Consider the following 26413-nt stretch of genomic DNA (forward strand, 5'->3'; position numbering starts at 1 on the left):
CTAGAACAGGCCAAGCCCCACCCATATCAGGCGGTCGACGAGGCCGGGCCGATCAGCGAGGGCGAGGCCTCAGCCATGCTTGTGATCATGGCCGTGATTGCAGCCAGGCCCGTGCACATGGGGCGCAGGGGCGGCAGCGGCCTGGATGGGGATGCTCAGGGGCCTGGCGGCCGCGGCGGGTTTGTGCTCGTGAGCATGGTCATGGCCACAGCCCGGGCCATGCACATGGGGCTTCTTGTCTGCCGCAGCCTGACCATGACCGGCCGTCTGGGCGGCCGCGCCCTCGGGCTCAAAGCCCTCGCTCACCTCCTGCACGCTGAGATGCATGGCGCGCAGCATCTCGGCCAGCACAGGGTCGGGCAGGATCTTGAGGTGCTCGGGCTTGATCTCGACGGCCACATGGCGGCGGCCCAGATGGTAGGCCGCTAGGCTCAGGTCAAAGGCCGAGCCATGCTCGCTGCAAGGCGTGATGCGCAGCAGGGCCTGGGGCTTGGCCAGCACGCGGATCAAGGAACCGTCCTCGGCCACCAGCACATCACCGCCGCGCACCAGGCTGCCCAGGGGCAGGAAGACAGCGAGCTCGCGGCCCTCGCCGTCAAAGGCCTGGAAGCGGCTTTTCTGCCGTGTGTCCCAGTCCAGCTCGACAGCGGCCGCCCGCTTGAGCAGCACGGGGGCCAGGCCTTGCCCTTGGGCCAGCAGTTTGGAAACTTGGATCATGGTGTGGGTGCTTGACGCGAGTGTTCGGAACAGGCCTGAATTATCAGGGCCCAGGCGCGGACAAGGACAGGCTCATAAAGCAGCTGTAGGGGTCGGGCCCGTAATCGGCAAACGGCCCGCAGGCCTGAAAGCCATGGCGCTGATAAAGCTTGCGGGCCGGCTCGAAAAATGGCTGCGGCCCGGTCTCCAGGCTGAGGCGCTGAAAACCCATGGCGCGGGCCTGCTCCAGCGCATGCAGCAGCAGCGCCCGGCCTAGCCCCCGGCCGCGCAGCTGGGCGTCGCAACGCATGGATTTGAGTTCGGCATGGCCGGCATCCAGGCGTTTGAGCGCCACGCTGCCCACCAGTTGCTCGCCTTGCCAGGCGCTCCAGAAAGAAATGCCGGGCTGGCGCAAGGCCTGCAGGTCCAGGGCATGCACGCTTTCGGGGGGCGAGACGCGGCGCATATCGGCCAGATGCTCGCCCAGGAAGCGGGCGAGGCGCGGGTCGTCCAGATGCGGGTCGAGGCGGATTTCAAAACTCATGGCAAAGACTCACAAAACAGAAAAGAAGGCGTCGCGCCCTCGGCGGCAACGTGACCGGCCTGCAATTAGCAAGCCCCGTGCCGCCGCAGGCATGGGTGCTGCCATGCCCTTGGAACGTGTCTACGATCCCAGCGGGGCCGCGCCTGGCGGGCATCACGCACCAGCTTGGCCGGCAACCGGACGGCGCGGGCCTTGATCTGCGCATATTTGGTGCGGCGCCCTGCTGTCCCAGGTGCCAGGCCGGCCTGCGCCCGGTCAGCGCAGCCATTGCGGAAAGTAGCCCAGCGCATCTTGCGCCCGGCTGTCATGCGCGGGCAGCAGGCGCAACTGGGGTGTTTCTTGCATGAGTTGCTGCAACTGCCCCAGCACGCGCTGGGTCTGCGCCGCATCGCCGTCCACCAAGGCCCCGGCCGCCCAGAATTTGGGGGCCGCCGCCCGCAAGGCATCCACCGTCCAGGCGGCATCCCCGATGAGAAAGTAGAGCGCCCCCGAGTCCACCGTCAGAAACAGGCCCAGCGAACCCGGCGTATGGCCGGCCAGATCGACCAGCACCGCGCGGCCATCGCCAAACAGGTCCAGGCTGCGCGCAAAGCCGCGGTAGGGGATGTTCTGCAAATGCAGCAATTCCCAGCGAAGCGCCGGATTGGCGAGCTGGCTCGGCCAGCTGCCGCCCGGGCCCCGGCTGGGTGCCTGAACCAAGGCCATCTCCGGCGCGGCGATGGCAATGCGTGCCTCAGGAAAGTCTTGCAGCGCCGACGCGTGGTCCCAATGGCTGTGGCTCAGGATGATGCGCTTGGGCAAGGCCTGGCCGGCCTGCTCCAGCTGGTCCCGCGCGGGCCGGACCGGCTTGTCGTAGCTGAAGAACAGGCGCCAGAAAAGCGGCATGTCCTTGCCGTACTGCGCGTCCACCTGGCGGCCCAGGCCGGTGTCGAAGAGAAAGGTGTCTTCCCCGTGCTTGATCAAAAAAGCCGAGAAATTGCTGTCGATCTCCCGGCCCCAGCTCGCGCCTGGCACCAGCACAGCTTGGCGCACCGCCACCCTGGCGGTCTTGATGATGGCGAAGCCGTACTGCGGCGGCGCCTCGGTTTGCGCCTGGGCCCCAGGGTCCGCGGCGACGCAGGGCAGGACGAATGCAAGAGAGAAGACAAGGGCGAGGCTGATGGTTTTGAGCATGGCGACAAAAGCGGCGATGGATGACGAGAAGCGCAGCCTAAAGTCGGGTCTATCCTCCAAGGTCAAGCCCCGGCGCGGCCTTCTCCGTCTTCTGCTTGCCTGCCATGAATATCAGCCAACTCGCCCTTGCCAGCCAGCTCACGCCCGATACCTTGCGCTACTACGAAAAGCTGGGCCTGCTGGCGGCGGCGCCCCGCCAGGCCAATGGCTATCGGCGTTACACGGCCGCGCATCTGGAAACCCTGCAGTTCATCCGGGGTGCGCAGGCCCTGGGTTTTTCCTTGAAGGAGATTCAGGCCGTGCTGAGCCGGCCACAGGCGGGCGGACTCAAACGACCGGAACTGGAGGCCTTGCTGGGCGCCAAGCTGCAAGAGATCGAGCGGCAACAAGCGCAGCTGCAGGCGCTCAAACTCAGGCTGAACGACACCCTGGCCTCCTTGCGCTGCCCGCCCGAAGCGGAGCTGCAATTGCGGGACAGCAGGTCGCCGCAGGAAGCCCCTGGAGGGCCCGGCGTCAGCATGCTCAAGCGCAGTTTTCCCAAGCGCCGGACACCCGGGGCGGCCTGACAAGCGAACGGCCAGGGCCCTCGGTACTTTCCCGCGTAAACAGCCCGGTACCACCATTGGGCGGGAGCTGCGCGCAAGATAAGGGCAAGCCCGCGCCTCTGTTGACGACGGGCACGCCAGGAGACAGGCCATGCCAGCAGACCGCCAGCCCTTTGTGCCCATTCACGCCCATGCAGCAGCAGTGGCGCCGCCCCGCCCCGCCCTGCCCCTGACGCGGCGCGAGTTGCTGCAGGGCTCGGGGCTCTTGCTGGGCCAGCTGACCCTGGGCTCTACGCTGGCTTCGCTGGCACCCTCCACCGCCTGGGCGCTGGAGCTCAAGACCCTCAGCACCGAAGAGGGTCAGGTCTTGATGGCCATGGGCCGGGTGCTCTACCCGCACAAGAAATTGCCCGACGCCGTCTACGCCCTGCTGGCCAAGGATCTGGATGCCAAGGCCGCGGCCGACCCGGCCAGCGCCAGGCTTTTGCGCGCAGGCATCGCGCATCTGAAGGAGCAAGGCTTTGTACGAGGCAAGGCTGGCCAGCGCCTGCACATCGTCAAGGCCCTGGAGGGCGAGGCCTTTTTCAATCTGGTGCGCGGCCAATGCGTCACCTCGCTGTACGACAACGAGATGGCCTTCGCCGTCTTCGGCTATCCCGGCTCGGCCTGGGAGAAGGGCGGCTACATCAGCCGGGGTTTTCAAGACCTCAAATGGCTACCCGCGCCGCCGCTTGAGGCCAGCCCGCCGCCCTACTTCGGCTGAAGTCCAGCGCAGCAAGAAAAATACGGAGACAAGACCATGGCAAAGATCTCGTACGACGACGACAGCGCCGTCCTCATCATCGGCTCCGGCGCGGGCGGCGGCACCCTGGCCAATGAGCTGTGCCAGCAAGGCATCAAGGTCATCGTGCTGGAGGCGGGTGCATTGCAAAGCAACGCCACCTTCATCAACGACGAATGGAAGAGCTTCAGCCAACTGGCCTGGCTGGACCCGCGCACCACCTCGGGCAGCTGGCGGGTCGCCAAAGACTTTGCCGGCCTGCCGGCCTGGATCTGCAAGACCGTGGGCGGCACCACCACCCATTGGGCCGGTGCCTCGCTGCGCCTGCAAGCCCATGAGCTGAAGGCCCGCACGACTTACGGGGACATCGCCGGCGCCAATCTGATGGACTGGCCGCTGAGCCTGGACGAGCTGGCCCCCTACTACAGCCGTGCCGAGGACAAGATGGGCGTGACGCGCACCCACGGCATCCCTGGCCTGCCGGGCAATAACAACTTCAAGGTCATGTATGCCGGGGCCAAGAAGCTGGGCTACAAAGACGTCAGCACCGGTCATATGGCCATCAACAGCCAGCCGCGTGACGGCCGGGGCCGCTGCATGCAGCTGGGCTTTTGCTTCCAGGGCTGCAAGAGCGGCGCCAAGTGGAGCACGCTCTACACCGAGCTGCCCAAGGCCGAAAAAACCGGCCTGCTGGATCTGCGCCCCGAGAGCCATGTCAGCCGCATCGAACACGACGACAAGGGCCGCGTCAATGCCGTGGTCTATTTCGACAAAGAGGGCCGGGCGCAGCGGCAAAAAGCCCGCATCGTCTGCGTGGCCGGCAATGCCATCGAGACGCCCCGGCTCTTGCTGCTGTCCGCCTCCAATCTCTTCAAGGACGGCCTGGCCAACTCCTCCGGCCAGGTGGGGCGCAATTACATGCGCCATATGACGGGCTCGGTCTACGCCCAGTTCAAGCAGCCGGTGCATATGTACCGCGGCACCACCATGGCCGGCATCATCCGCGACGAGGCCGGCCACGACAGCCGGCGCGGCTTTGTCGGCGGCTACGAGATGGAGACGCTGGCCCTGGGCGTGCCCTTCATGGCCGCCTTCCTGAACCCCGGCGGCTGGGGCGCGGACTTTGCCGACTATCTGGACCATTACACCCACCTGGCCGGCATGTGGCTGGTGGGCGAGGACATGCCGCGCGAAAGCAATCGCATCACCCTGAACAGCCAGGTCAAGGACCGCTGGGGCAATGCCGCACCCAATGTCCATTTTGACGATCACCCCAATGACGTCGCCATGCGCGAGCATGCCTTCACCCAGGGCCAGCGCGTCTACGAGGCGGCCGGAGCGATCAAGAGCCTGCGCACCCCGCCCTACCCCTCCACCCACAATCTGGGCAGCTGCCGCATGGGCGCCTCGGCCAAGACCAGCGTCTGCAATGCCTATGGCCAGACGCATGACATCGCCAATCTCTTCATCTCGGACGGCAGCCAGTTCACCACCGGCGGGGCGGAGAACCCCACGCTGACCATCGTCACCTTGGCCATACGGCAGGCCGAGTACATCGCCAAGCAGATGGCGGCGCGCTCGATTTGAGGAGCAACAAACCATGTGCGAATTCTTCGTCAAGGCCGACCCCATCCAGTACGAGCAACGCTCGCGCAGCCTGCGCATCCACGGCGTGCTGACCAGCTTGCGGCTGGAGAATATGGTCTGGGACATCCTGGCCGAAATGGCCGAGCAGGAGGGCTGCACCACCAATGCCTTGATCGCCACCTTCCACGACGAGATCCTGGCGCAGCGCGGCGAGGTGCCCAACTTCGCCTCCTTTCTGCGCGTGACCTGCATGCGCTATCTGCGCCGCAGCCTGCAGGCGGCCGAGAAGGCGCTGGAAAACCCGCCCCGACTGACCGTGGTGGCAGCCCAGGGCGGCGGCAAGCTCGGGCGGAGCGCCGCATGAGCTTTGGCACCGAACAGCAGCCCGGCATCTGCACCCAGCCCGAGGCCCTGACCCGCGACTTTGTCTTCAACCACAGCATGCTGCGAGTCAAGGACCCGGCCCTGGCCCTGGACTTCTACAGCCGCGTGCTGGGCCTGCGCCTGCTGCGCAAGCTGGACTTCCCCGAACTGCGCTTCTCGCTCTACTTCCTGGCCCAGGCGCTGCTTGCCGAAGACGCGCCGGCCGAGGCGGGCGCACGCACAGCCTGGACCTTCGCGCAGCGCGGCGTGCTGGAGCTGACCCACAACTGGGGCAGCGAGACCCAGGCCGGCTTCAGCTATCACAACGGCAATACCCAGCCTCAGGGCTTTGGCCACATCTGCTTCTCGGTGCCCGATCTGGACGCCGCCGTGGCCTGGTTCGACCGGCAGCAAGTGCCCTTCGTCAAGCGCCCGGAGCAGGGCAAGATGAAGGATGTGGCCTTCATCCAGGATCCCGACGGCTATTGGATAGAGATTGTCGAGCCCGCCCGTTTGACTCGACTCGGACAGCAATAGACTTTTCAGCCGTTCGTTGCAAATGCGAGTCATTCGCATTAAAATGATTTCTCACCGCGAATTCCGGAACAGCCAGCCTCCTGCCCGCCAGCTCCTGCCCTCCTGCCCCATCTCTGGATGAGGCCTGCCTGGGGCCGGCCGGCTCGCTCTGGAGGCTTTGCATTCTTGGATCACCAGCACAACCCATCAAACCCCGGTGGCGCCCACGGCCCCGCCCTGCCCCTGGCCAGCAATAGCGTGGGCGCCGTCAGCCTGTGCAACTGCGGTGTACTCACCCTGCACCTCAGCTGCTTCAGCGTGCGCCTGGAGCCCGGGGCCTTCCAGGAACTGCACAAGCTGCTCGGCCTGGCCTTGCATGAGTTGCGCATCCCGGCCGCCGCCAGGCCCGAGTTGGGCGCTAGCGCAGCCGAAGCCGAACCCACCATCAGCCACGGCGAAGCCCTGCACTGAAGCGCGCCAGCCCCGGGAGAACCACCATGTGCGAGAAAGAAGAAAACTGCCAGCACGGCAGCGCCCTGCGGATCGAGGGCTTGCACGGCGAGCTGCGGCAGGAGTTCGTGCTGCCCCCGCCCGCGACCTCGTCCCGCCGCCGTCGGCTCTGGGAGTTAGGCCAGCACGCGCTCTGCCCCGTCATCGGCGTCTGCATGCCCATGCCGGCCCTGCGCCGCCTGGCCGACAAGGTGATGGGCGGCCAGGTGCAGGCCGATGACTACGAGCTGCACTGCGGCGTGATCTCAGAGTCCCGCCAGCGCGGCAAGGTCGCCGAGGCCTTGCAAAAAGAACTGGATCGCCGCTACACCCTGAGCCTGCAGGCCACCGCCAAGCTCAAGAGCAGCGAGGCCCTGGCGCAGTGGTGGCAGGAGGCCCAGAACGGCAGCCGCGAGCTGGCCGGCAGCTTCTGGGCCGTGCTGACCCATGCCCGCTGCGACGACGCCCTGGAGCACAAGGTGCTGGGCCAGGTGCATATGCTGCAGCACCAGATCGGCGTCGGTGCCCGGGTGGACCAGGGCCGCTTCGAGGCCTTGTTGCAGGAAAACTCGGTGCTGAGCCGCGAGCTGGCCCAGGCCCAGCAACGCCACGCCAAGCAGGCCGCCGCCCAGGCCCGCCAGCAGGAAACCCAGGAAGCGATGCTGATGCGCAGCCGCGCCGAGCTGATCAGCTGCCGCAGCGTGCTAGCCCAGACCCTGGAACAGCTGCAGGCCTTGCAGGCCGAGATCGAACAACCCGCCCTGCGCCAGGCCCGCGAGCGGCGCCAGCAACAAATGGCCCAGCGCCTGGAGACGCTGGAACCGGCCCTGCAAGCCGCCCAGCGCGAAGCCCGCCAGCAAGCCCTGCGCGCCGATGCGGCCGAGGCCGCTCTGCAGCTCTTGCGAGAGCAGGTGCCGGCAGCGGAGGAGGCGGCCGGCCCGCAGGCAAGACCTGACCCCATGCTGCAACAGCGCGCCGTGCTCTGCGTCGGCGGCCGTCCGGCCAGCGTGCCCATCTACCAGCGGGTGATCGAGCAGACCGGTGGCCGCTTCCTGCACCACGATGGCGGCGAGGAGGACAACCCCGCCCGCCTGGACGCCACCCTGGCCGCCGCCGATCTGGTGATCTGCCAGACCGGCTGCGTCAGCCACAACGCCTACTGGCGGGTCAAGGACCACTGCAAGCGCACCGGCAAGCAATGCGTGTTTGTCGAAACGCCCAGCATGTCGGCGCTCAAGAAAGCGCTGACCGAGGTGTGCGCGATCCATGGCAAAGCGGTGGCCGACAGCGACTGAAGCCGGCTCAGCCGCGCCATTCCAGCGCCAGCTTCAGTTGCAGGGGCTGGGCGCGCTGCTTGATCTGTTCCTGCCACTGCCCACCCTGCTGCCACTGGCTGCGTTCCCAAAAATCCTGGGCCAGCGCGTTTGCCAGGCTCAGGCGCAGCGTGCTGTGCGGGCCGAGCTTGCGCGAAGCGCTCAGATCTAACTCACGAAGTCCAGGGCTTTGGCTGCGCGAGTTGAGAGCATCCGGGCTCCAGCCCGCCCGGCTCAGCTTGATATTGGCGGCCAGACTCCAGCCTTCAAACGCCTTCAGGTCCAGCCCCAGATTGAGCTGCCAGCCCGCGTTCACCTCCGCTTGCAGGGCGCTGTGCCGCAAGGCGGCACGCTGGGTCCAGCTGTACGTCAGGTTGTAGCGCAGCGCCAGGGCCGCGCTGGCCAGCCAACGGCCATCGGACTCTAGCCCCCAGGTCCGGGCCGCGCCCAGATTGGCCGGGCGCTGCACCCAACGCGAGTCCAGCTGAACCAGCTCGACCATTTTGTGATCCTGCTGCTGGCGCGCGAACAGGCCCAGATTGAAAGCATGGCCGGCGGCGCTCTCCTTTTCGTAGGCAAGGTCCAGGCCCCAGGCGGTCTCGGGGCGCAGGCCGGGGTTGCCCTGGTAGTCGGGCGTCAAGGGGCTGTTGTTCGTGCTGGTGAAGGGGCGGGGCAGCAGCTCGGCCGCCGTCGGGGCGGCAAAGCTGCGCGCCAGGGCCAGGCGGATGCGGCCTTGGTGCGCGGGCAGCTGCCAGCGCAGCTGCGAGCTGGGCAGCAGCAAGTGCGCGCTATGGCTTTGCGCCTCGCTGCGGGCCAGCCAATGTTCCCAGCGCAGCCCGGCGCTCACAGAGAGCCGGTTTGATAGCGTCCATTCGTCCTGCAGATACAGCGCCGTCCGCGCCAGCGTGGTCGAGGCATCCAGGGCGCTGTCGGCGCGGCCCGCCAGGGTTTGCAAGCGCGTCTCGCGGCGCGCCTGCAGGCTGGCTTCGCTGCCCAGGCTGAGCCTGTGCTCCGCCGCCGCGTCCCAGCTCAGCTGCAGGCGCTGGCTGAGTTCGCCCTGGCGCAGATCGCCCCAGGTGTGGTCGTCCAGCCCCAGGCCTTGGTCCGTGAAGTCGGCATGCTGGCGATGCAGGCCCGCGGCCAACTCCAGGCTCAAGTCGCTCTCGGGGCCCAGCAGCCAGGACTGCGAGGCATCCAAGCGCAGCTTGTGATAGCGCTGGGCATAGCTTTCCTGGTGCTGAGGATGGGCCGGTGCAGGGCCCGCCAGCGTCAGGGTCTGCAGCGTGGAGTCGCGCCGCAAGCGCCCCAGCTCCAGGCTGCCCGCCCATTTGCTGCCATCGCTGGCGCTGAGCTGGGGCGCCAGCCTCAGCACATCCAGCACGCCTTCTCGCCGCTCGCCGGTCTGGTGTTGGCCGAAGCTGCCCTGCTCCTCGCTGCGGATCAGATTGTCGAAACGCCTGCTTGAGAGCTGGGCTGCCCAGGCGAAGCTGGCGGCAGAGCCAAGCCAGGGCCCGCTGCCCGAGGCTTGCAAGCGGGTTTGAGTCTGGGCGGCGCTTTGCGCAGAGTCCACCTGGGCCTGGCGGCTGGGCGTGGCGCTGGCCGGCCTGAGCACGATATTGATGCTGCCCGCCAAGGCCTCGGCGCTGTGCTGGCTGCTGGCGGCGCGCAGAATCTCCACCCGCTCGACCTGCTCGGGCGCGATTTCGTCGAGGGAAAAACCCGCTGGCGCCCGGCGCCCGTTCAGCAGGATCTGGGTATAGCCCGCCGCCAGGCCGCGCAGGCTCAAGACCGGCGGCTGACCGGGGGCGCCGGGCACGCTGCTGACGCCGGGCAGGCGCTGCAAGGCCTCGCTCAAGAGGCTGTCGCCCAGGCGCAGCAGCTCGGCCTGCGGCACGACGATTTTCCCCTGGGTCTCGGTGACGCGGGCGTCCTGGCGCTGCGCCTGGATGCGGACCGCCTCCAGGGTCTCCGATGCGCTTAAATTTGCAGTTATGCAGGAAAGCAAAAATATAGCCGTGAGTCGCATTTTTGGGTCTGAAACAGGCAGCGCTCCGCCTGCCCCGGGGCACGGGAGCTGGCGGCAGAACGCTGGGGGAGTAGGTAGGGAGGGAGGGAGAAGGAGCGGCTTAGCCGCCGCTGAACGTTTGGCTTAGGGCCTGGCGTATGGCTTGCAGATCGCGCAGGCGCTCCTGCCTGTCGGCCGCGGCCAGCAGCACCACGGTGTGGGGTTTGCCAGCCAGCATGAGCTTCACGGCCACGCAGCCGCCGGCGGCCTGGGACGAGCCAGTTTTGGAGAGCTGGATGTCCCAGCCCGGCTCGCCGACCAGGGGATTGGTGTTGTGCAGCAGGGCCGGGTGGCCGTTCAAGGGCACGCGGGCGGCGGCGCCGCTGGTGATGCGGGCAATGGCCTCGTAGCGCTCGGCAGCAGCCAGCAGGCGCGCCACCTCCTGCGCGGTGGAGCGGTTGGCGTCGGAGGCGCCGCTGGCGTCGCGCAAATCGGTATGGCTCAGCCCCAGCGCCCGGGCCTTGGCCACGGTGGCGCGCTCAAACGCCGGCAGGCCGCCGGGGTAGCTCTGGGCCAGCAATTCGGCGGCGCGGTTGTCCGAGGCCAGCAGGGTCAGCGTGAGGGCGCCGCCCCGCGTCAGGCGGGTGCCGGCCTTCAGGCCTGCATTGCTGAAGCGGTGCTGGGCCACCAGGGCCGGGCTGACGCGCAGGGGCTCGTCCATATCGGCACCGCTGTCCAGCACCACCATGGCGGTCATCAGCTTGCTGATGGAGGCCACGGGCACGACGGCCTCGGCGTCCTTGGCCGCCAGCACCTGGCCGCTGGCATCGTCCAACACCAACATATGCCGGGCACTGACCCCGATGGGCAGCAGGGCCGCCGCCGGGCTGGGCGGCGTGGCCGGCGCGGCCTCGGGCTCCTGCGTCCGGGCCTGCACCATCAAGACCGTGCCCGCCAAGGCCAGGGCCGCGGCCAGCAGGCGCCAGCCCGGCCGCTGCGCCTCGGGCCGCAGCAGGCCTTTGATGCGCGCCAGCAGGTCGCCGTCGCTCGCGGCCAGCGCGGGCTGCGGCTGGCTCAGGCCATGAGCCAGCTCATTCAGGGCCAATGCCAGCTGGCGCGGCTCGCCCAGAACCTGGGCGGCCAGGGCGTCGGCGATCAGCTCCCGCTCGGCGCGCATGCGGCGCGACAAGCACCACACGACCGGGTGGAAGAACAGCAAGGCCTCGACCATGCCTTGCAGCAGATTGAACACATAGTCGGCCCGCCGCACATGGGCCAGCTCATGCGCCAGCAAGGCCTCCAGCAGCGCGGGCGGCAAGCCGGTGAGCAGGCTGGCCGGCACGATCACCACCGGCCGCCACCAGCCCACCGTGAGCGGGCTGGGCAGCTCGGCCTTCACCACCCGCAAGACCACGCGGCCGCGCAGGCCCATGTCTTGCGCCAGGCGGTCCAGGCGGGCTTGCCAACCCGCCTCTAACTGCTCGGGCCAACGGCGCAAGCGCGCCACCCAGACCAGGCCCAGACCCAGGCGGGTGAACATCAGCAGCACGCCCAGGCCCCAGGCCGCCACCAGCCAGGGCAGCGCCGCCTGCAGACGCAGCAGCCAGGGCGATAGCTGCGCAAACGCCTGGCCTTCTTGCCAGGTCAAAGGCGCTTGCAGCTCGGCCAGCGTCAGGCAGAGATGCCGCACGGGCAGGGCCACGCACAGCAGCAGGGCCGCGCCGCACAAGGCATAGCGGCTGGCGGCGCTGGCCCGGCGCAGCGCATGCAGCAGCAGCGCCGTGACGCCGCCAACCAACAAGCCCTGCCACAGAAAATGCAGCAAGGCCCAGCCCAAGGCATAAGCCCAGGCGGTCATGATTGATCCCCTTCCAAGAGCTTGGCGATCTCCGCCCGCTCTTTCTTGCTGACCTGGGTGCGCAGCGCCGCCAGCACCAAGGCTTTGCCCGAACCCGCGAATACCTTGGACACCAGATCCTTCAGCAGCTGGGTCTGCAACTGGTCCTGCGCATGCACGGGGGCATAAACATGGGGGCGCTGGCCCTCGTCGCGCTGGAGCAAGCCCTTGGCATGCATGAGCTGCAACTGGCGCAGCACGGTGGCCTCGTTCAGCTCGGGGCGCTCGGCGCTCAGCGCTTCATGGGTCTGCTTGGCGCTGGCCGGGCCTATGCGCCACAAGGTGCGCAAGAGATCGAGTTCGGCGGCGGTGGGTTTGGGGGCGGGGGTGCTCATGGATTCAGAATAAATGTTCTAGAACAAAATGTCTAGAACATTTATTCTGAAGTTCACTCAAGTCCGCCAGCCGGGCAGCCGCCAGTCGCGCCAGATGGCCACAAAGCGGCCGCCGGCGATGAAGCAGATGCAGGCAAACAGACTGAGCCAGTCGGGCGCGTGCAGCCGCTCCAGCAGCAGGTAGAGCCAGCCGCCCAGAAAGGCCAGCAAGGCATAGGGCTGGTGGTCGCTGAAGGCCTGCGGAATCTCGTTGCAGACGATGTCGCGCAGCACGCCGCCGAACACGCCGGTGATCACCCCCATCAGCACGCAGATCAGGGCCGGCATGCCGGCGGCCTGGGCGGCGTCCACGCCCACGGTGGCAAACAGGCCCAGGCCCAGAGCATCGGGCAACTGGATCAGGCGGCGGGTGGGCTCGTAATGGCGCTTGCGCATGAAGAGCACGGCGCCAAAGGCGAGAGCAAAGATCAGCCAGACCACATGGACATTGCCCACCCAGTAAAAGGGCCGGCGGTCCAGCAGCAGGTCGCGCAAGGTGCCGCCGCCAAACGCGGCCAGGAAGGCCACCACGCACACCCCCACCGGGTCCAGCTTCTTGCGCGCCCCGGCCAGCATGCCAGAGGCGGCAAAAGCCAGGGTCGCGGAGAACTCGATGCCCATGCGCAGGAGCTGGCTGTAGTGGTCGATGGCGGCGTGATTCATCTTCTTTGGGGCGGGGGCAGAGGCCGGCATTGTCTCCGGCTTAGGGGTTATCACAGCTCAAGACCAGGGCTATGGTCAGCCGTCCGGTCGGTGGGGCAGCGGCCACCGCCCGGCCCCATCGTCCCCGCTGCGTTTGCGGAGAAACTTGCCATGAAACTGAAGCCAATGCTGGCAACCACCCTGCTGGGCCTGAGCCTGAGTGCGCCCGCCTGGGCCCATACCTATGTGTTCGACGTGATCCTGTCGGGCCTGGCGGAAAGCCCGCCCAATGCCTCGCCCGGCAGCGGCGTGGCCACCGTCACCTTCGACATGGATCTGGCCACGCTGCGCCTGCAAACCAGCTTCAGCGGCCTGACGGGCACGACCACGGCCGCCCACATCCACTGCTGCACGGCCGCCGCCAACGCCGGCAATGCGGGCGTGGCCACCACCACGCCCAGCTTCCCCGGCTTCCCCACCGGCGTCAGCGCGGGCAGCTATGACCATACTTTTGATCTCACCCAGGCCAGCAGCTACAACGCCGCCTTTGTGACGGCACAAGGCGGTGTTGCCAACGCCATGAATGCCTTGCTGGCCGGCGCGCAGAACGGCAAGGCTTATCTGAACCTGCACAGCAACACCTTCCCCGGCGGCGAGATCCGCGGCTTTCTGCAGGCCGTGCCCGAGCCCTCTAGCTACGGGCTGATGGGTCTGGGCCTGGCGCTGCTGGCCTGGCGGCTGCGGCGGGCTTGAGCGAAGGCCGTTGCGCGGGACAAAAGCCGCGCGACGGAGTCGCCGTGCAGACGCCTAACGCTTCGTCTGCGCAGCGACGGCCGCCCGCACAATGGCTCGAATCCCTTGCGTCAAGGTCGCAGCGATGCCGGGGCCGGGTTTGACGGCTTCGGCCATCAGCGGGACGGGTCTTTGCAGGAACACCTCGTCGGCAAAGATCACATCGGGCCGGCCGTCGCCATTGACATCGCCCACAGCCAGTACTCCTGAATAGGCACTGAACCCCTTGAATTTTGCCGGGTAGCTGGCTGCAGCCGTAAAGCTACCGTCGCTCGCTTGCAAACGCGTCGTGATGGCATCGGTAAACAAGCCGCCCATGACCATGTCCAGGCGCCCGTCACCATTGATATCCGCCAGCAGCAACGGCTGGCTGCCATCGCCCATAGGCTGAGCCTCGCCCAACAAGCCGTTGCTGCCTTGGTGCATGAAGGCCAGACCACTGGCGCGGAAGTACAAAACCAGATCAGCGCGGCCGTCGCCATTGATGTCACCGATGGCAAGGCTTTGCGCCGTTTCATTCAGGCCGCCCGGCCTCAGCAAGACCGGCGCCGCGAGATGAGCATCCGCCCCTTGGTAGAACAGCACAGCCGCAACGAAACTCTCCAAGCTGGCGCCAAATACCGCGACATCCGCTCGGCTATCGCCATTCAAATCACCGACGACCAGATCCAGGCCTCCCGTATATCTGACGGGCACACTGACAGAATCATTGAGCACCCAAGTACCCGCGTTGTTCAACCAAACCAGCAGCAGGTTGTCGGCCCCGCCTACGCTGACAATGTCCAAGCGACCATCGCCATTCATATCGGCCAGCTTCACAGCCGCGCCAGCCAATGCAGGATTCTCGATCGTGCTGTCCATCTGGAGTGTGCCGAGCGCAGATTGGGTAAGGATGGCAAGCCCGCAGTTCCCTCGATTCACGACCAGATCTGGGCGTCCGTCTGCGCTGACATCGCCAATCGCCAAGCCCGCAATCTCGCAATTGCCGTTCAAATGAATGGGGACACCTTTTGCCAAGCTGCCATCGACTTGCTGATAGAACACTTCCACACCGTAACGCCAAGCCGTGTCGAAATTGCGGGTACTGGCGACGACATCGATCCGGCCGTCACCATTCAAATCGCCGGCAGCAACATACTCTCCCACTTTCGTCATGGCCGCTGAAGGCGTCAGGCGCAGCGCCGGGCCAAATCGTCCCGGATCGGCCGTGAAGCTCAGGCGCTGATATGCAAGCGCATTGCCTGCCAGGTCTTTGAGTTGAGAGAACTCCACCGAAACCTTGCTGCCACGCGGCAAAGGCTTGGCCAGCCGCAGCGTGATCTGCGCACCGCTAACGGTCAGATCAGACAGCGCCTGATGGGCACTTGTCGCATAGACGCGGATATTGTCCGTATTGGCCGACGCTGGATCCACCGGCTCGCTGAAGGTCAAGGCAATGGCGCTTGCCAGAGGCACGTCCACGGCCCCCTCGATGGGTGAGGAGGCCAGCAGCGTCGGCGCCGTCGCATCCACCGAGAAGCTCCATTGCTGCGCCGCTGCCAGCGCATTGCCCACCACGTCCTGCGCCTGTGTACCCAGCTTGGCGACGTAAGTTCCGCTCTGCCAGGGACTGCTGGGCAGGAACTTGATGCTGCGCTCGCCCACCGTGATGCTGCCTGCCACCGCTTGGCCCTTGGCATCCAGCACCGTCAGCGCCGTCGCCAAAGTGCTGCTGTCCATCGCTTCACTGAACGCAATGTCGACCGATGCTCCCGGCCCCAAGGGCTGGCCTGTGCCCAAGCCTGGCGCTGTTGCGCTAGGCGCCATGTACTCGCTGCGCAAGCTGCCCACACCGTAAGCCGTGACTGTTTGATTGCTTTTTTGAGTGACGCCCTCGCTGCTCACGGTGGTCTCGCTGCGCACCTGGCCCACGCCAGGAGCCCGCCAGTCATCGGTCACCGAGTTGACGACGATGGCCCGTTTCAGAATGCTGGATTGCACCGTCACCGTGCCCGAGGTTCGGGTGTGCAGGCAATCCGCCAAACGGCCGGCCGGGGTGTCGATGCTTTCCAGGCCTATGACCTGGGTTTCGGCCCGGATGCTGATGGCGTCCAACACCCCATCGCCGTCAAAGTCGATCACCGCACCGATGTTTTTGTCCAGCGTCAGGAAGCTATCGCCCACCCGCAAGGGGTAGCGTAAGAGCTGTATCGGGCCACCCGCCAGGGACAAGGGGTCGGCATTATTGCCAGGGAACTGGCGCACGCCGTCCTTGTCTTCCAGCAAGACCGTCTCACCCTCCTTGGGGTCGGTGGATTGCATGATCGCGCCCGTACCGCCCGCCACGCTGCGGCTGCCGGTGATCCGGTTGATGACCAGCGCCGTGCTGTCCGAGGCCTGGTAAATCCAGCGCGCGCCGGGCGTCGTGGGCAGGTAGTTGCGGGCCGAAAGATCGGGATTGGCAGGCAGGGCCGGCTCAGGCGTGCTACCGCCTCCGCCCCCTCCACCTCCGCCGCCACACGCCACCAGACTGACCAGCACACTCAGGGCCAGGCTCGCGGCCAGACCCCGACGGGTCTCAAGAACTTGCTGCATTCGATCTCCTCCAGCCGACAAGGCCGCCGCAGTACACCCTATGCTTGTTCGGCCGTACATCCCTCTTTCTGGGGCTTGCTGGACAGGGCCTCAACCCAAGCACTTGTATCGTGCTTGGGGCCTCGTGCGCAGCCTCAGTTCTCGCCCCGCTCGTAGACGACGTTAGCCCGGCCCACCAGCAACGGGTCCAGCTGGCCGATCTTGTCCAGGGCCTTGTTGGCATAGGGCAGCTGGTGCAGCACATGGCGCATGGCGTTCAGACGTGCGCGCTTTTTGCAATCGGACTTGACCACGGTCCAGGGCGCCTCGGCGATGTCCGTGTGATAGAACATGGCCTCCTTGGCCTTGGTATAGCTCTCCCATTTGTCCAGCGAGGCCTTGTCTATGGGTGACAGCTTCCACTGCTTGAGCGGATGGGCCTCGCGTTCCTTGAAACGGCGGCGCTGCTCCTCGCGGCTGACCGAGAACCAGAACTTGATCACATGCATGCCCGAGCGGGTCAGATTGCGCTCGAACTCGGGCGCCTGCCGCATGAACTCGTTGTACTCGTCATTGCTGCAGAAACCCATCACCCGCTCGACGCCGGCGCGGTTGTACCAGCTGCGGTCGAACATGACGATCTCGCCCGCCGTCGGCAGATGCTGCACATAGCGCTGGAAGTACCACTGGCCGCGCTCCACATCGCTGGGTTTTTCCAGCGCCACGACGCGCGCGCCGCGTGGGTTCAGATGCTCCATAAAGCGTTTGATGGTGCCGCCCTTGCCCGCCGCGTCGCGGCCCTCGAACAGAATCACCACCTTGGCCCCGGTGGCCTTGACCCAGGCCTGCAGCTTCAGCAACTCCACCTGCAAGCGGTACTTCTGCTTCTCATAGGCCTTGCGAGACATCAGGTTCTTGTAGGGATAAGCGCCGCTGCGCCAGTGCGCCGACAGCTCTTCGTCCGGATTGATCAGGCCCGCGCTTACCGGCCCGCTGTGCAGCTCGGCCAGCAAGGCCTGGGCGTCATCGGGCGAGGCGCCTTTGACCATGGCCCGCAGCGACTGCGCCACCGCGTCGGCACCACCGCCGGCCAGCACATCCTGCAGCGCCACCAGCTCGCGCGCCTGGGCCTTGTCCACCGCGTCCTTCACCACCCGGCGGGCGATGCGCTCCTGGTCCAGCGAACCCGCCGTGTCCCCGCTGCGGCTGCGCCTGGGTTTGGCGACGCCCGCCGGGGCCATGCCATTAGGCGCCGAAGACTTCTTGCCCACACCTTTGACGGGGCTCTTGGCCGGCTTGGCGCGGGCGGCTCGTACAGGACGAGGGCTGTTTGTGCTCATGGTGTTTTCAGCGTTGAGGGTTGATCGGTCATGAAGCTGTCACGTTGACACTGCCGTCGCAAAGCATCCTTGATGCAGCTCAAGACCTGCTGCCGAAAACAGCCTCGGAACAACGTCGGCTTTCTTTACATTTGGATGAACTACCTCGACTCGTCTTTTCTTAATGACTTGAATCGCAAGGAGATTTTTCCAGTGGCTCGCAAATTGCTCATCTTGACTTAGGGCATTGAATCTGCCGATGCCCGAGGAGAGTTGACATGAGCACACTTCGCCTTCGTCGCTTTACCAAGATCCTGGCAATACCGGCGGCAATCACCCTCAGCATGTTTGCCGTACAGCCCGCTCTGGCAAGTCCCGTCAGCTGTGGCAACACCAGTTTGGGGATCCGCATCGTGACCGTCGATCCGGGTTTGGTGGGCGGTTACTGCTACGCCACCAACGGCAATCTGGATCTTTCCTTTCCAAGCGGTCTGGACCTGATCAGCAAGAACGGCAACAACTCCTTGTTGACCTATTCCCAAGCCAGCGATGGCCTGTCAGGGAGCTTCAGTCTGGACGGATCCCTGTGGTCAAGCTACGAGCACCTCTACCTGGGTTTTCACTTCGGCAACGCGGGTGACACCAGCGCGAGCAATCCAGATTCGTTCATTGTTGAGCTCGCCCGTGCCAATATCTCCGGCACTTGGGCCTTGACTGGCACGGACCTGAATCTGGTCAAGCTCAATGCCTTGTCCAATATTTATCTGTTCAAGCAAGGCGACAACGTCGGCATTCCGCCCTCCGAGATCCCCGAGCCCAAGACTCTGGGCCTGGTGGGCTTGGCCTTGCTGGCGGCCGCGCTGAAGCGCAAGAAGTGAGCAAAAAAAAGCCGCTATCGAAGCGGCTTTCTGGCTGAGGTCTACTTGCTGACCGAAATCGTCGCCGTGGATGAGTTGCCCGCTGCATCGCGAGCAATGGCCTGGATGGTGTGCGCCCCGGCCGCCAGCTTCCGGGTATTCCAGCTATAGCTCAGGCTGCCTCCGCTTGCGCTGGCAACCTTGACCCCGTCAATCAACAAGGTCTGGCTGATTCCGGCGCTGCCGCTGTCATCCGTGGCGCTCACCTGTACCGACAAGGTGCCGCTCACCACGCTGCCATTCTTGGGATTGCTGATGCCGATCACAGGGGGGCTGGTATCGGGCACGCTCTTGCTTGAGTTGCTGACGTTGACGATTAGCTCCGAAGAGTTGGCGCTATTCCCGGCCCCGTCGTAGGCAGTTCCAACCAGCTTGTTGAGGCCATTGGGCACCGCTGTCGAGTCCCAGCTAAAGCTAAAAGGTGCGGCGGTGTCGGTACCCACGAGCACACCGTTGGCTCGCAACTCGACCTTGCTCACACCGACATTGTCGGTCGCGCCAATATCCACCTGCACCCATCCGCTGACCGTGCTGTTGGCGAGTGGCGCCCCAATGCTCAGGGTTGGGGCTTGCAGGTCCGCTGTTGAAATCGCTGCGGCGGCGGCCCGGACCGCCGCGTCCGCATTGACACGTCCATAGCCAAACTCGATGTCGCGCCCGCTCGCGCCCAAATCAGCGGCGGTAGAGAACAGCAGGCTCTCCACCTGCGTATTGGGCAGCGTCGAATTGGCCGCCATCATCAAACCAAGAACACCCGCCGTCACCGGCGCAGCAAACGATGTCCCCGAGACCGCGCTGTAGCCCCCCCCACTGGTGCTGGTCCAGATCAACACCCCGGGAGCGGCCACCGTGATGCTGGGGCCATAGTTGGACCAGCTGGCTCGCACATCATTGCTATCGGTTGCCGACACCACGACCATGGACGTGGTCGCCGGGGTGCTCGAATTCAGGCCACTATTGCCGGCCGAATTGGCAACCAAGCCGCCCTTGCTGCGCAGATAGTTGGCGGCACTGATGACCGAGGCAATGCCCGCCACCTCGAAGCTAACATTGGCCACACGCACACCGTGATCGGCGGCCCAGGTCAGGCCCTGGGCAATCATGCTGGCGTAGGCATAGCCCTGCAGATCGGTCACCCGGATCGGCATGACATTGGCCTGGCCCGCCACGCCCGCCACGCCAATCCCGTTGTTGCCAATCGCCGCGGCAACCCCGGCCACCTTTGTCCCGTGACCAAAAACATCGGCGGTATTGGAATTGTTGTCGTAGAAATTCCAGCCCGGCACCAGTCGCGGAGCCAGGTCTGGATGACTGGGGTCAACCCCGCTGTCCAACACGGCGATCGTCACCCCAGCGCCCTGGCTTCGATCCCAGGCGCTGGCCGCATTGATCTTGGCAAGATGCCATTCACTGCCCAGATAGGGATCGTTGCTGACGAATTGAGGCGCGATGCGCTGATCGGGTTCGGCAGCCTTTAGATGAGGGTTCTTGGCCAGCACGGCGGCAATCGCCGTTTCAGACGCGCTGGCCGGCAAATCAACGATATAGAGATTGCTTTTGCCGATTTGCCGGGCCTTGCCACCATGCGCGTCAAGAATACTGGCCAAATTTCCACGCGAAAGGCCGGCCCGGGCTTCCACAATGATTCGCCCCTTCACCACGGTCGGTGCGCCGCCGGGGCCCGCGCTTGAAGGATTTCTCTGCAAATCCTCGAGCGCCCGGGCAACTTCGTCGGAGGCCTGATGAGGGGCAATGCTGCAAGCGGAAAGTGCGGCAATGAGGGCGCCGAACGCCAGCCCATGAGTTACTGACATAGCGATTGGTCCTGTTGAGATGAGAGGAGATGGGCAGGGTTCCGCCCAGGAAAATTTTTTGCGCAGAGTCACACCGAAGGCAGTCTAGAAAGCGCCGACATTCGCAGCAATCGTGTCGGCGGACGTTTACGCGCACTTGTTGGCGCTCAGCCAGCAAGTGCGTGATGCGCAGAAGTTGGCACACCGCAGCCGCTGCCTTCGATGTATGGACCCGAGCGGCCAGTTCATCCGATTGGACCCAAAACCGAGCGCCGGCATTCACCCAATAGCACCGATTTCCCCCCGCACTGGCGCCTGGAAAAACAGCGGCTTATGACCTACTGACGATTCAGTTTGGTGCCCGATCAAGCGGGTTCGCACCAAACTCAAGCCAGCGTCAGATGCCTCGCAAAAAAAGCCCCTGGCTTTTGGCCAGGGGCTTGAAATCCACCCAGGGGCGGTGGAGGAGACAACTGAAGTTAACCGGGCTACGCAGGAAGCGTGCCAAGTTATGAAAACAGGCCACCCTCAAGGCAGCAAATCCAGCTGCGCCCCCAGCAAGGCCCCCGCCACCACGCCGTGCAGATGGCCCGTGCCGGCCTCCACCAAACGCTCCGCCCAAGCGGGCTTGAGCCGGCTCAGGGCCGTGCCGAACAAGGCATAGCAGTCGGCGCCGAATTGCTGCGCGGAGCGGTAGACGATGCCTTCAAAGCCATGGCGATAGGCATCCAGCGCCAGCGCCTGGGTGTGCTTGAAACGCAAGGACTGCAGCACCGGCCAGCTGGAAGCGTGCGGGCGCAGGTCGAGCAAGCCCATGCCCGAGAGAGTCTGCAAGCACAGCAGCGAACGCTTCTCCAGCTGGGTGAAGGAGACGGCCAAGGCCTCGCGGCGGCACAGGGATTCGAACACCGCGGCCTCGGGGCTTTCGGCGAAGTAGCCGACCGGCACGCCGGGCAGATCAAAACGACCCGAAAGCAAATGGCTGGGCGCCAGGCGCAGGGCGCCGATGCGCACCGTGCCCGGGCGGGCGCGGGCCAGCTGGATGCGGAACAGGGCTTGGCCGGCGCTCAGGTCCGACTGCGGCGCGTACTGGAGACTGGCTAATTTCACGGCTCAGAGGCTATGAGTGTTTTGGGGTGCCGAGCGGGCATGATGGAAAAGCTCGCAGTCTCTCAGCTTGCCTCGACGCCGGCCAAGGCCAGCACCCGTTCCAGCTGGCCTTGCTCGATGGCCTGGCGCGGCGTCTTGCCGCTCAAGCCGCCCAGCGGCGTCTCCAGAAAAGCCAGCAAGGCCCAACCTTCCACCGTGCCCAGGGCTTGGGACAAGGCCGGCAAGGCGGCCCAGCATTGCGGCTCGAACTGCCAGCGCGGCAGGCGAAAGCCTCGGCGGGTCTGCGTCAGGCCGATGGCGCGGCCCTTGGCGATCCAGGCATTGATGGTGACGCGGCTGGTGCCGGCCAGGGCCGCCGCCTCATCGGTCGAGACCATATCCTCGGCGCTCAGGCGCTCCATGCGGGCGGCCAGGCTGTTGGCAAACAAGGCCTTGGTCTGCGCGCCGGACAGATAGGGCGAAGGCCGCTGCGGCGCGCGCGGGCTGCGCGCTGATGAGGCCGCAGCGCTGCCACGCGCCACCGGGCTAGGGGCTGAACTCTGGACGGGGCTTTTCATGGGGAGCGGCTGCCTTTCTTCCTGATCCTCTTCCTGACTTCGGGCAAGTCTTGCACAGCACTTGGACCCTGAAAAGTTCGGAAGGTTCGTAAAGTTGGATTATGCCAGCCCAAGCCGGGTTTTGCCAGCGCTTCGCCAGTGCCAGGGCGGTCGCCAGCCGCGGCCGCTGAATCCCCCGCGGCACCAACAAGATCCTGCGCGCCGATCTGCACAAGCAGAATTTTTCGCAGCATGGAAAATGCCGGCCCTTGTCTTAGGGGGGTACCTCGGGTAAACCTTGACTTCGCCCCCGCGGAGCTTCAGAGTTGCCCGCCAATCAGCTGGGCCTAGCTGTTAGGCCACTCGGCAGTATCGAATACAAAATCCAATAAGAGGGAGTGAGTGATGATCAAGCAGACCAAGACTCTGCTAGCGCTTGTCATGAGCGGTCTGATGGCCTCCAGCGTCATGGCGGCCATCGCGCCTTCCCTGCGCTGGAACAGCCCAGGCGGCCTGGGCTCTTTTGCGGAGCCCAAGAGCAAGCACGCGTTCAGCTTCGAGCCGGGCGGCCTGAGCGCCGCTTTCAACGGCCAGGCCCTCAGCACCGCGCTGAACCTCGGCTCGGCCCAGTCCTCGGCCGGCTTTGACAGTTGGTACTTCAGGGCCAGCGATTTGAGCCATGGCTTGCGCCACTTCAGCTTGACCGGCCAGTCCTTGGGCGGCGACCTCAAGGACCGGGACAAGGGCAGCGCGCCCCCGGCGCCCATTCCCGAGCCCAGCAGCTACGCTTTGCTGCTGGCCGGCATGGGCGTGGTGACCCTGGTGGTGCGCCGCCGCGGCCTGCAAGGCTGATCCCACAGCGCCGGGCTTGCTCAGCCCTGCTGCGGCTTACGGCGGCGCGCCAGCAGGCCCAGCGCGCCCAGGCCCAGGGCCATCAAGGCATAGGTCTGCGGCTCGGGCACGGCGGCGGCGTGCAGGACCAGGGAGAGATTGTCGGCATAACCGTCGTTGTCGCTGGAGTTCAGGCGCTCCATGCTGAGCGAGAGCTGGATCTGGGTCGTGCCGCTGGGCACATAACCGCTCACCTCACGGAATAGCAGGCCGGTCCGGTTGCCGCGATCGGCCGGGGTGACCGGGCCCAGGGTGGCGGAGCCAAGCTCGGTCTTGGCGGCGTCCATGAAGGAGAGGTAGAGCTGGGCGTTATCGCCCTGATTGGTCCAGCCACCCAGATAGCCGCTCAGATCAAAGGCCAGCTTGCCGGTGCCGATCTGGGTCGCCAGATTGCTCAGGTCCAGCATCTGGAAGCCGGCCGAGAAGGGGCTGGACTGGCCGGCAAACAGATAGCTGCCGCGGTTGACCGGGCCCGGCTCATTGGGCTTGACCCAGTTATTGCCGTATTTGACGGCCTGGAACAGGTCCGTGCCCTCGAAGGCGGTCCAGCCGCTGGCGCTGCCGGTTTCGGCATTGCCGTTGGCAATCAGATTGCTGCCCAGCGAGGCGGCGGCTTGTGCGCCCAGGCTGCACAGCAGCAGGGAGGCGAGGGCGATGAAAGACTTTTGCATGGGGCAATTCCTTGGCGATAAAAAGATGGGCGAAGAGCGGGTTCAAACGCGGTACTGATCCAGCAGCGCGGGGCCGGCCATGGCCGGGTCGCTGATGGAGGGCTGGCCGTTTTCCAGATGGCCGGCGAAGCGGCGGCTGTACTCGGGCTGGCCTTGCACACGGACGCTGAAGTCGTACCAGTTGGCGCTGTCCTGCAAGGGCAGGCGGATGCTGGCGCTGGCGCGCGGGCCCAGCTGCTGCTGGCGCGGCGTGCCGTCGAAGTATTTGTTCGCCACCAGGCTGAAGCTGCAGGCAAAGCTGCCGCTATTGCTCAGCTCCACGATCAGCTCGCCGTTGACGGCGTCCAGCCTCACCCTCACCTCGGGGTTAGGCTGAGCGGCGGCGGCCACGCGGCGCGAGTTGCCGGTGAAATGGCGGTGGAAGCCATTCGGGCCCAGCACCCACAGATCGTAGGCACCGGCGGCCGTGGGCGCCCAGCTGTCGCTCAGCTGCTTGCCGGCTTCCACCGTGTAGCGGCGCGGGATGGCCGTCAGATTGAGACGGTCGTAAACATGGAAGACCGCGGCCGCCTCGCCGCTATTGGCGAATTGCAGCTCGACGCGGGTGGAGCCCACCCGGCCCGGATTGACCAGCACCTTGGCCGTGGCGTGCAGCTCGTAAGGCAGGGCGCGGGCCGGGCGCACGCCGGCGGCCTGCACCGGGGCGCTGAGGGCGGCCGGCGTCGGCGGCGTGCTCGTGCCCGGCAGGGCGCGGGCGCGGGTCGCCAGGGCCACGGTATTGGGCAGGTTGGCGAAGAAGGCGCTGTCCTCCGGGTCCTTGAAGTTGAAGGCCGAAGTCAGGTCGCCGCAGACGGCGCGGCGATGGGCCGTGATATTCGGCTCCATCACACCGAAGCGGGCCTCGATGAAGCGGATCACCGAGGTGTGGTCGGCCACCTCGGAATTGACCCAGCCGCCCTTGCTCCAGGGCGAGATCACATACATGGGCACGCGCGGGCCGGGGCCGTAGGGCTTGTGCAGATGGGTTGCCACGGCGCCGTTGAGGATGTGCTGGTACTCGCCCGTGGTGTCCACCGTGGAAGCGCCGGCCAGCTGGGCCTTGGCGGGGTCGGCGTCCCAAGTCAGATAGGACGGGGCCGAGGGCGGCGGCATATGGTCGAAGAAGCCGTCGTTCTCGTCGAAGTTGACGAACAGCACCGTCTTGCTCCAGACCTCGGGATTGGAGGTCAGCGCGTCCAGCACCTTGGCCGTGTAGTCCGCGCCCTGGGCGGGGCTGGAGGGGCCGGGGTGCTCGGAGCCCTCGGCCGTGGCGACGATCCAGCTGACTTGCGGCAGCTTGCCCGCCTGCACATCCTGCTTGAGCTTGTCCAGATCGCGGGTGTTGATGCCGCGCGCCGCCAGCTCGGCCGAGTAGCCGGGGCGCTGGTAGTAGGCGTCGCGGAAGGGCCGGAAGCCGAACAGCGCGTTGTCGGTGAAGTTGTCGTTCAGGTTTTGATACACCTGCCAGCTGATGCCGGCGGCCTGCAGGCGCTCGGGGTAGCTCGTCCAGGTGTAGTCGTCCAGCGGATTGGGGTTGAACCACTCGTGGCTATTGTCGGTCGAGGGGCCGTTGCCCAGGCGCAGCGGGTCATTGCTGCCGCTCCAGAGGAAGAGGCGGTTGGTATTGGTGCCGGTCTGCGAGCCGCAGTGGTAGGCATCGCACAGCGTGAAGGCATTGGCCATGGCGAACTGGAAGGGCAGCTCGGCCTCCTTGAAATAGCCCATGGAATGGTTTTGCTTGGCCTTGGGCCAGGCATTCATGCGGCCGCTGTCCCAGGCGGCCTGGGCGTCCGGCCAGGAGTGCGGCGTGCCCGAGACGCGCATAAAGGCGAAGTTCTGCGCCGTGTTCAGGTGGAAGGGTGCCAGCGCCAGCGGGTTGACGGGCGGGCGGCCCGGGGCGGCCGTGGCCGCATTGGGCTGCACCCAGACGCTTTTGCCGCTGATGCCGGTTTTGTCGGCCACCGGCACGGGGAAGGGGTCGGCAAAACCGCGCACGCCGTTGAGGCTGCCGAAGTAATGGTCGAAGGAGCGGTTCTCCTGGGTCAGGATGACGATGTGCTCGACGTCCTGAATGCTGCCCGTGCGATTATTGGCGGCGATGGCCAGGGCTCGCTGAATGGCGGGCGGGAAGCTGGCCAGGGCCAGGGAGGCACCGGTGCCGGCGGCGATATTGCGCAGAAAGCTGCGACGATCTTGTTGGCTCATGATGGGATGCGTGGTCGGAGTGGAAGAGGCGGCGGCGCTGTTTGCGATCTCAGGCCTGTTGCGCCGGCTTGCGGCGGCGGGCGATGGCGCCCACGGCCAGCAGGCCGGCAAACATCAGGGCATAGCTCTGCGGCTCGGGCACGGCCTGGGTGAAGGCAAAGTCGTCCATGACGAACTCGCCGTGGTTGGCGCTCTTGACCACCACGGTGTCCACCAGGCCTTGGTAGCCGCTGGCCAGGAAGCTGGGCGTGCGGCTGGGGTCCAGGCTGGCCGAGCGATGCACCTGCTTGCCCTGGTAGTACAGATCAAAGCTCAAGAGCGCGCCGCCCAAACCGGCAAAGTAAGCGCCGTCAAAGAAGGCCCCGCGCGGGCCGAAAGAGATCACGCTGGCGGCATCGGCCGCCATGAAACCGGTGGCCACGCGGCCGGCACCGGAGTGGGCGCTATAGGGCTCGGCCGGGGTGGAGAAAGCCGTCCAGCCCGCCGCCGACCAGTCCAGGCCGCCGTAATTCAGGGGCACTTGGCCATCGGCCAAATCATCGAAGTTCAAGACCGTCGCCAGCGCGGCCGGCAGGCTGGCGAGCAAGGCGCCGCCCAGGACGAATGAACGCGTCAAAACCAGAAATTTCCTCATCGAACCCTCCTTCTGTGTGGATTCGAGG

The 26413-nt window shown here is 65.9% G+C and carries 25 protein-coding genes; 10 read left to right on the forward strand and 15 right to left on the reverse strand.

The window, feature by feature from the left end; translation table 11 throughout:
- Positions 1–69 precede the first annotated feature (69 nt).
- From HNP55_RS08970 to HNP55_RS08980, 3 genes are all read right to left on the reverse strand, one after another.
- Complete coding sequence (locus HNP55_RS08970; protein WP_184298381.1) at positions 70–717, reverse strand: urease accessory protein UreE; 648 nt, start codon at positions 715–717, stop codon at positions 70–72.
- 43 nt (positions 718–760) lie between these two features.
- Positions 761–1240 carry a GNAT family N-acetyltransferase gene (locus tag HNP55_RS08975; protein ID WP_184298383.1) on the reverse strand — a complete coding sequence of 160 codons (480 nt, stop codon included), beginning with the start codon at positions 1238–1240 and terminating at the stop codon, positions 761–763.
- Between the two features lie 255 nt (positions 1241–1495).
- Positions 1496–2413 carry an MBL fold metallo-hydrolase gene (locus HNP55_RS08980; RefSeq protein WP_184298385.1) on the reverse strand — a complete coding sequence of 306 codons (918 nt, stop codon included), beginning with the start codon at positions 2411–2413 and terminating at the stop codon, positions 1496–1498.
- A 104-nt stretch (positions 2414–2517) separates the two neighbouring features.
- On the opposite strand from HNP55_RS08980, the gene HNP55_RS08985 reads away from it, so the two are divergent.
- The 7 genes from HNP55_RS08985 to HNP55_RS09015 all read left to right on the forward strand — a co-directional run bounded on the left by HNP55_RS08985 (position 2518) and on the right by HNP55_RS09015 (position 7989).
- Positions 2518–2979, forward strand: a complete 462-nt coding sequence (locus tag HNP55_RS08985) for a MerR family transcriptional regulator (RefSeq protein WP_184298387.1) — start codon at positions 2518–2520, stop codon at positions 2977–2979.
- Between the two features lie 130 nt (positions 2980–3109).
- The gene (locus HNP55_RS08990) at positions 3110–3721 is read left to right on the forward strand and encodes a tat (twin-arginine translocation) pathway signal sequence (RefSeq protein ID WP_246448297.1); all 612 of its coding nucleotides are present in this window, start codon (positions 3110–3112) and stop codon (positions 3719–3721) included.
- A gap of 36 nt (positions 3722–3757) precedes the next feature.
- Positions 3758–5326, forward strand: a complete 1569-nt coding sequence (locus HNP55_RS08995; protein ID WP_184298389.1) for a GMC family oxidoreductase — start codon at positions 3758–3760, stop codon at positions 5324–5326.
- A 13-nt stretch (positions 5327–5339) separates the two neighbouring features.
- Positions 5340–5690 (forward strand): ribbon-helix-helix domain-containing protein, encoded by a 351-nt coding sequence (locus tag HNP55_RS09000; protein WP_184298391.1) that lies wholly within the window; start codon positions 5340–5342, stop codon positions 5688–5690.
- A complete protein-coding gene (gene gloA, locus HNP55_RS09005; protein ID WP_184298393.1) occupies positions 5687–6226 on the forward strand; it encodes a lactoylglutathione lyase in 540 nt (179 codons plus the stop codon). Before HNP55_RS09000 ends, gloA begins: the two co-directional genes overlap by 4 nt.
- A gap of 165 nt (positions 6227–6391) precedes the next feature.
- Positions 6392–6676 carry a hypothetical protein gene (locus HNP55_RS09010; protein ID WP_184298395.1) on the forward strand — a complete coding sequence of 95 codons (285 nt, stop codon included), beginning with the start codon at positions 6392–6394 and terminating at the stop codon, positions 6674–6676.
- A gap of 26 nt (positions 6677–6702) precedes the next feature.
- Positions 6703–7989, forward strand: a complete 1287-nt coding sequence (locus HNP55_RS09015) for a DUF2325 domain-containing protein (protein ID WP_184298397.1) — start codon at positions 6703–6705, stop codon at positions 7987–7989.
- 7 nt (positions 7990–7996) lie between these two features.
- Here HNP55_RS09015 and HNP55_RS09020 read toward each other — a convergent pair whose 3' ends face one another.
- The 4 genes from HNP55_RS09020 to HNP55_RS09035 all read right to left on the reverse strand — a co-directional run bounded on the left by HNP55_RS09020 (position 7997) and on the right by HNP55_RS09035 (position 12946).
- Positions 7997–10033 (reverse strand): TonB-dependent receptor plug domain-containing protein, encoded by a 2037-nt coding sequence (locus HNP55_RS09020; protein ID WP_184298399.1) that lies wholly within the window; start codon positions 10031–10033, stop codon positions 7997–7999.
- Positions 10034–10133: 100 nt separating this feature from the next.
- Positions 10134–11870, reverse strand: a complete 1737-nt coding sequence (locus HNP55_RS09025) for a M56 family metallopeptidase (RefSeq protein ID WP_184298401.1) — start codon at positions 11868–11870, stop codon at positions 10134–10136.
- Positions 11867–12244 (reverse strand): BlaI/MecI/CopY family transcriptional regulator, encoded by a 378-nt coding sequence (locus tag HNP55_RS09030; RefSeq protein WP_184298403.1) that lies wholly within the window; start codon positions 12242–12244, stop codon positions 11867–11869. Before HNP55_RS09030 ends, HNP55_RS09025 begins: the two co-directional genes overlap by 4 nt.
- Before the next feature lie 57 nt (positions 12245–12301).
- On the reverse strand, positions 12302–12946 hold the full coding sequence (locus tag HNP55_RS09035) for a trimeric intracellular cation channel family protein (RefSeq protein WP_184298405.1): 645 nt from the start codon (positions 12944–12946) through the stop codon (positions 12302–12304).
- A 150-nt stretch (positions 12947–13096) separates the two neighbouring features.
- Here HNP55_RS09035 and HNP55_RS09040 point away from each other — a divergent pair, with 150 nt between their 5' ends.
- Entirely contained in the window at positions 13097–13678 is a 582-nt protein-coding gene (locus tag HNP55_RS09040) for a CHRD domain-containing protein (protein WP_184298407.1), read from the forward strand.
- Between the two features lie 54 nt (positions 13679–13732).
- On the opposite strand, the gene HNP55_RS09045 is transcribed toward HNP55_RS09040, so the two are convergent.
- Positions 13733–16237 (reverse strand): FG-GAP-like repeat-containing protein, encoded by a 2505-nt coding sequence (locus tag HNP55_RS09045; protein ID WP_184298409.1) that lies wholly within the window; start codon positions 16235–16237, stop codon positions 13733–13735.
- A 188-nt stretch (positions 16238–16425) separates the two neighbouring features.
- A complete protein-coding gene (gene ppk2 / locus HNP55_RS09050; RefSeq protein WP_184298411.1) occupies positions 16426–17610 on the reverse strand; it encodes a polyphosphate kinase 2 in 1185 nt (394 codons plus the stop codon).
- Positions 17611–17867: 257 nt separating this feature from the next.
- On the opposite strand from ppk2, the gene HNP55_RS09055 reads away from it, so the two are divergent.
- On the forward strand, positions 17868–18467 hold the full coding sequence (locus HNP55_RS09055) for a PEP-CTERM sorting domain-containing protein (protein ID WP_184298413.1): 600 nt from the start codon (positions 17868–17870) through the stop codon (positions 18465–18467).
- 41 nt (positions 18468–18508) lie between these two features.
- Here HNP55_RS09055 and HNP55_RS09060 read toward each other — a convergent pair whose 3' ends face one another.
- The 3 genes from HNP55_RS09060 to HNP55_RS09070 form a co-directional block, all read right to left on the reverse strand.
- Entirely contained in the window at positions 18509–20320 is a 1812-nt protein-coding gene (locus HNP55_RS09060) for a S8 family serine peptidase (RefSeq protein WP_184298415.1), read from the reverse strand.
- Positions 20321–20827: 507 nt separating this feature from the next.
- Positions 20828–21409: an RES domain-containing protein gene (locus HNP55_RS09065; RefSeq protein ID WP_184298417.1), complete on the reverse strand. Its 582-nt coding sequence runs from the start codon at positions 21407–21409 to the stop codon at positions 20828–20830.
- Between the two features lie 62 nt (positions 21410–21471).
- Positions 21472–21966, reverse strand: a complete 495-nt coding sequence (locus HNP55_RS09070; RefSeq protein ID WP_184298419.1) for a hypothetical protein — start codon at positions 21964–21966, stop codon at positions 21472–21474.
- 384 nt (positions 21967–22350) lie between these two features.
- Here HNP55_RS09070 and HNP55_RS09075 point away from each other — a divergent pair, with 384 nt between their 5' ends.
- Positions 22351–22797, forward strand: coding sequence for a PEP-CTERM sorting domain-containing protein (locus HNP55_RS09075; RefSeq protein WP_184298421.1), 447 nt, complete (start codon positions 22351–22353; stop codon positions 22795–22797).
- Between the two features lie 20 nt (positions 22798–22817).
- On the opposite strand, the gene HNP55_RS09080 is transcribed toward HNP55_RS09075, so the two are convergent.
- The 3 genes from HNP55_RS09080 to HNP55_RS09090 are packed head-to-tail and all read right to left on the reverse strand — an operon-like array spanning position 22818 to position 26385.
- On the reverse strand, positions 22818–23507 hold the full coding sequence (locus HNP55_RS09080) for a PEP-CTERM sorting domain-containing protein (protein WP_184298423.1): 690 nt from the start codon (positions 23505–23507) through the stop codon (positions 22818–22820).
- Positions 23508–23549: 42 nt separating this feature from the next.
- Positions 23550–25751: a phosphocholine-specific phospholipase C gene (locus HNP55_RS09085; RefSeq protein ID WP_184298425.1), complete on the reverse strand. Its 2202-nt coding sequence runs from the start codon at positions 25749–25751 to the stop codon at positions 23550–23552.
- 49 nt (positions 25752–25800) lie between these two features.
- Positions 25801–26385: a PEP-CTERM sorting domain-containing protein gene (locus HNP55_RS09090; protein ID WP_184298427.1), complete on the reverse strand. Its 585-nt coding sequence runs from the start codon at positions 26383–26385 to the stop codon at positions 25801–25803.
- Between the last annotated feature and the right edge of the window lie 28 nt (positions 26386–26413).

Source organism: Roseateles oligotrophus, assembly GCF_014204525.1.
Lineage (GTDB): Bacteria > Pseudomonadota > Gammaproteobacteria > Burkholderiales > Burkholderiaceae_C > Paucibacter_A > Paucibacter_A oligotrophus_A.

Bases quoted from the DNA above. Each gene is read 5' to 3' on its own strand.
- HNP55_RS08970 (WP_184298381.1), bottom strand. From the start codon at position 717: ATGATCCAAGTTTCCAAACTGCTGGCCCAAGGGCAAGGCCTGGCCCCC.
- HNP55_RS08975 (WP_184298383.1), bottom strand. From the start codon at position 1,240: ATGAGTTTTGAAATCCGCCTCGACCCGCATCTGGACGACCCGCGCCTC.
- HNP55_RS08980 (WP_184298385.1), bottom strand. From the start codon at position 2,413: ATGCTCAAAACCATCAGCCTCGCCCTTGTCTTCTCTCTTGCATTCGTC.
- HNP55_RS08985 (WP_184298387.1), top strand. From the start codon at position 2,518: ATGAATATCAGCCAACTCGCCCTTGCCAGCCAGCTCACGCCCGATACC.
- HNP55_RS08990 (WP_246448297.1), top strand. From the start codon at position 3,110: ATGCCAGCAGACCGCCAGCCCTTTGTGCCCATTCACGCCCATGCAGCA.
- HNP55_RS08995 (WP_184298389.1), top strand. From the start codon at position 3,758: ATGGCAAAGATCTCGTACGACGACGACAGCGCCGTCCTCATCATCGGC.
- HNP55_RS09000 (WP_184298391.1), top strand. From the start codon at position 5,340: ATGTGCGAATTCTTCGTCAAGGCCGACCCCATCCAGTACGAGCAACGC.
- gloA (WP_184298393.1), top strand. From the start codon at position 5,687: ATGAGCTTTGGCACCGAACAGCAGCCCGGCATCTGCACCCAGCCCGAG.
- HNP55_RS09015 (WP_184298397.1), top strand. From the start codon at position 6,703: ATGTGCGAGAAAGAAGAAAACTGCCAGCACGGCAGCGCCCTGCGGATC.
- HNP55_RS09020 (WP_184298399.1), bottom strand. From the start codon at position 10,033: ATGCGACTCACGGCTATATTTTTGCTTTCCTGCATAACTGCAAATTTA.
- HNP55_RS09025 (WP_184298401.1), bottom strand. From the start codon at position 11,870: ATGACCGCCTGGGCTTATGCCTTGGGCTGGGCCTTGCTGCATTTTCTG.
- HNP55_RS09030 (WP_184298403.1), bottom strand. From the start codon at position 12,244: ATGAGCACCCCCGCCCCCAAACCCACCGCCGCCGAACTCGATCTCTTG.
- HNP55_RS09035 (WP_184298405.1), bottom strand. From the start codon at position 12,946: ATGAATCACGCCGCCATCGACCACTACAGCCAGCTCCTGCGCATGGGC.
- HNP55_RS09040 (WP_184298407.1), top strand. From the start codon at position 13,097: ATGAAACTGAAGCCAATGCTGGCAACCACCCTGCTGGGCCTGAGCCTG.
- ppk2 (WP_184298411.1), bottom strand. From the start codon at position 17,610: ATGAGCACAAACAGCCCTCGTCCTGTACGAGCCGCCCGCGCCAAGCCG.
- HNP55_RS09055 (WP_184298413.1), top strand. From the start codon at position 17,868: ATGAGCACACTTCGCCTTCGTCGCTTTACCAAGATCCTGGCAATACCG.
- HNP55_RS09060 (WP_184298415.1), bottom strand. From the start codon at position 20,320: ATGTCAGTAACTCATGGGCTGGCGTTCGGCGCCCTCATTGCCGCACTT.
- HNP55_RS09070 (WP_184298419.1), bottom strand. From the start codon at position 21,966: ATGAAAAGCCCCGTCCAGAGTTCAGCCCCTAGCCCGGTGGCGCGTGGC.
- HNP55_RS09075 (WP_184298421.1), top strand. From the start codon at position 22,351: ATGATCAAGCAGACCAAGACTCTGCTAGCGCTTGTCATGAGCGGTCTG.
- HNP55_RS09080 (WP_184298423.1), bottom strand. From the start codon at position 23,507: ATGCAAAAGTCTTTCATCGCCCTCGCCTCCCTGCTGCTGTGCAGCCTG.
- HNP55_RS09085 (WP_184298425.1), bottom strand. From the start codon at position 25,751: ATGAGCCAACAAGATCGTCGCAGCTTTCTGCGCAATATCGCCGCCGGC.
- HNP55_RS09090 (WP_184298427.1), bottom strand. From the start codon at position 26,385: ATGAGGAAATTTCTGGTTTTGACGCGTTCATTCGTCCTGGGCGGCGCC.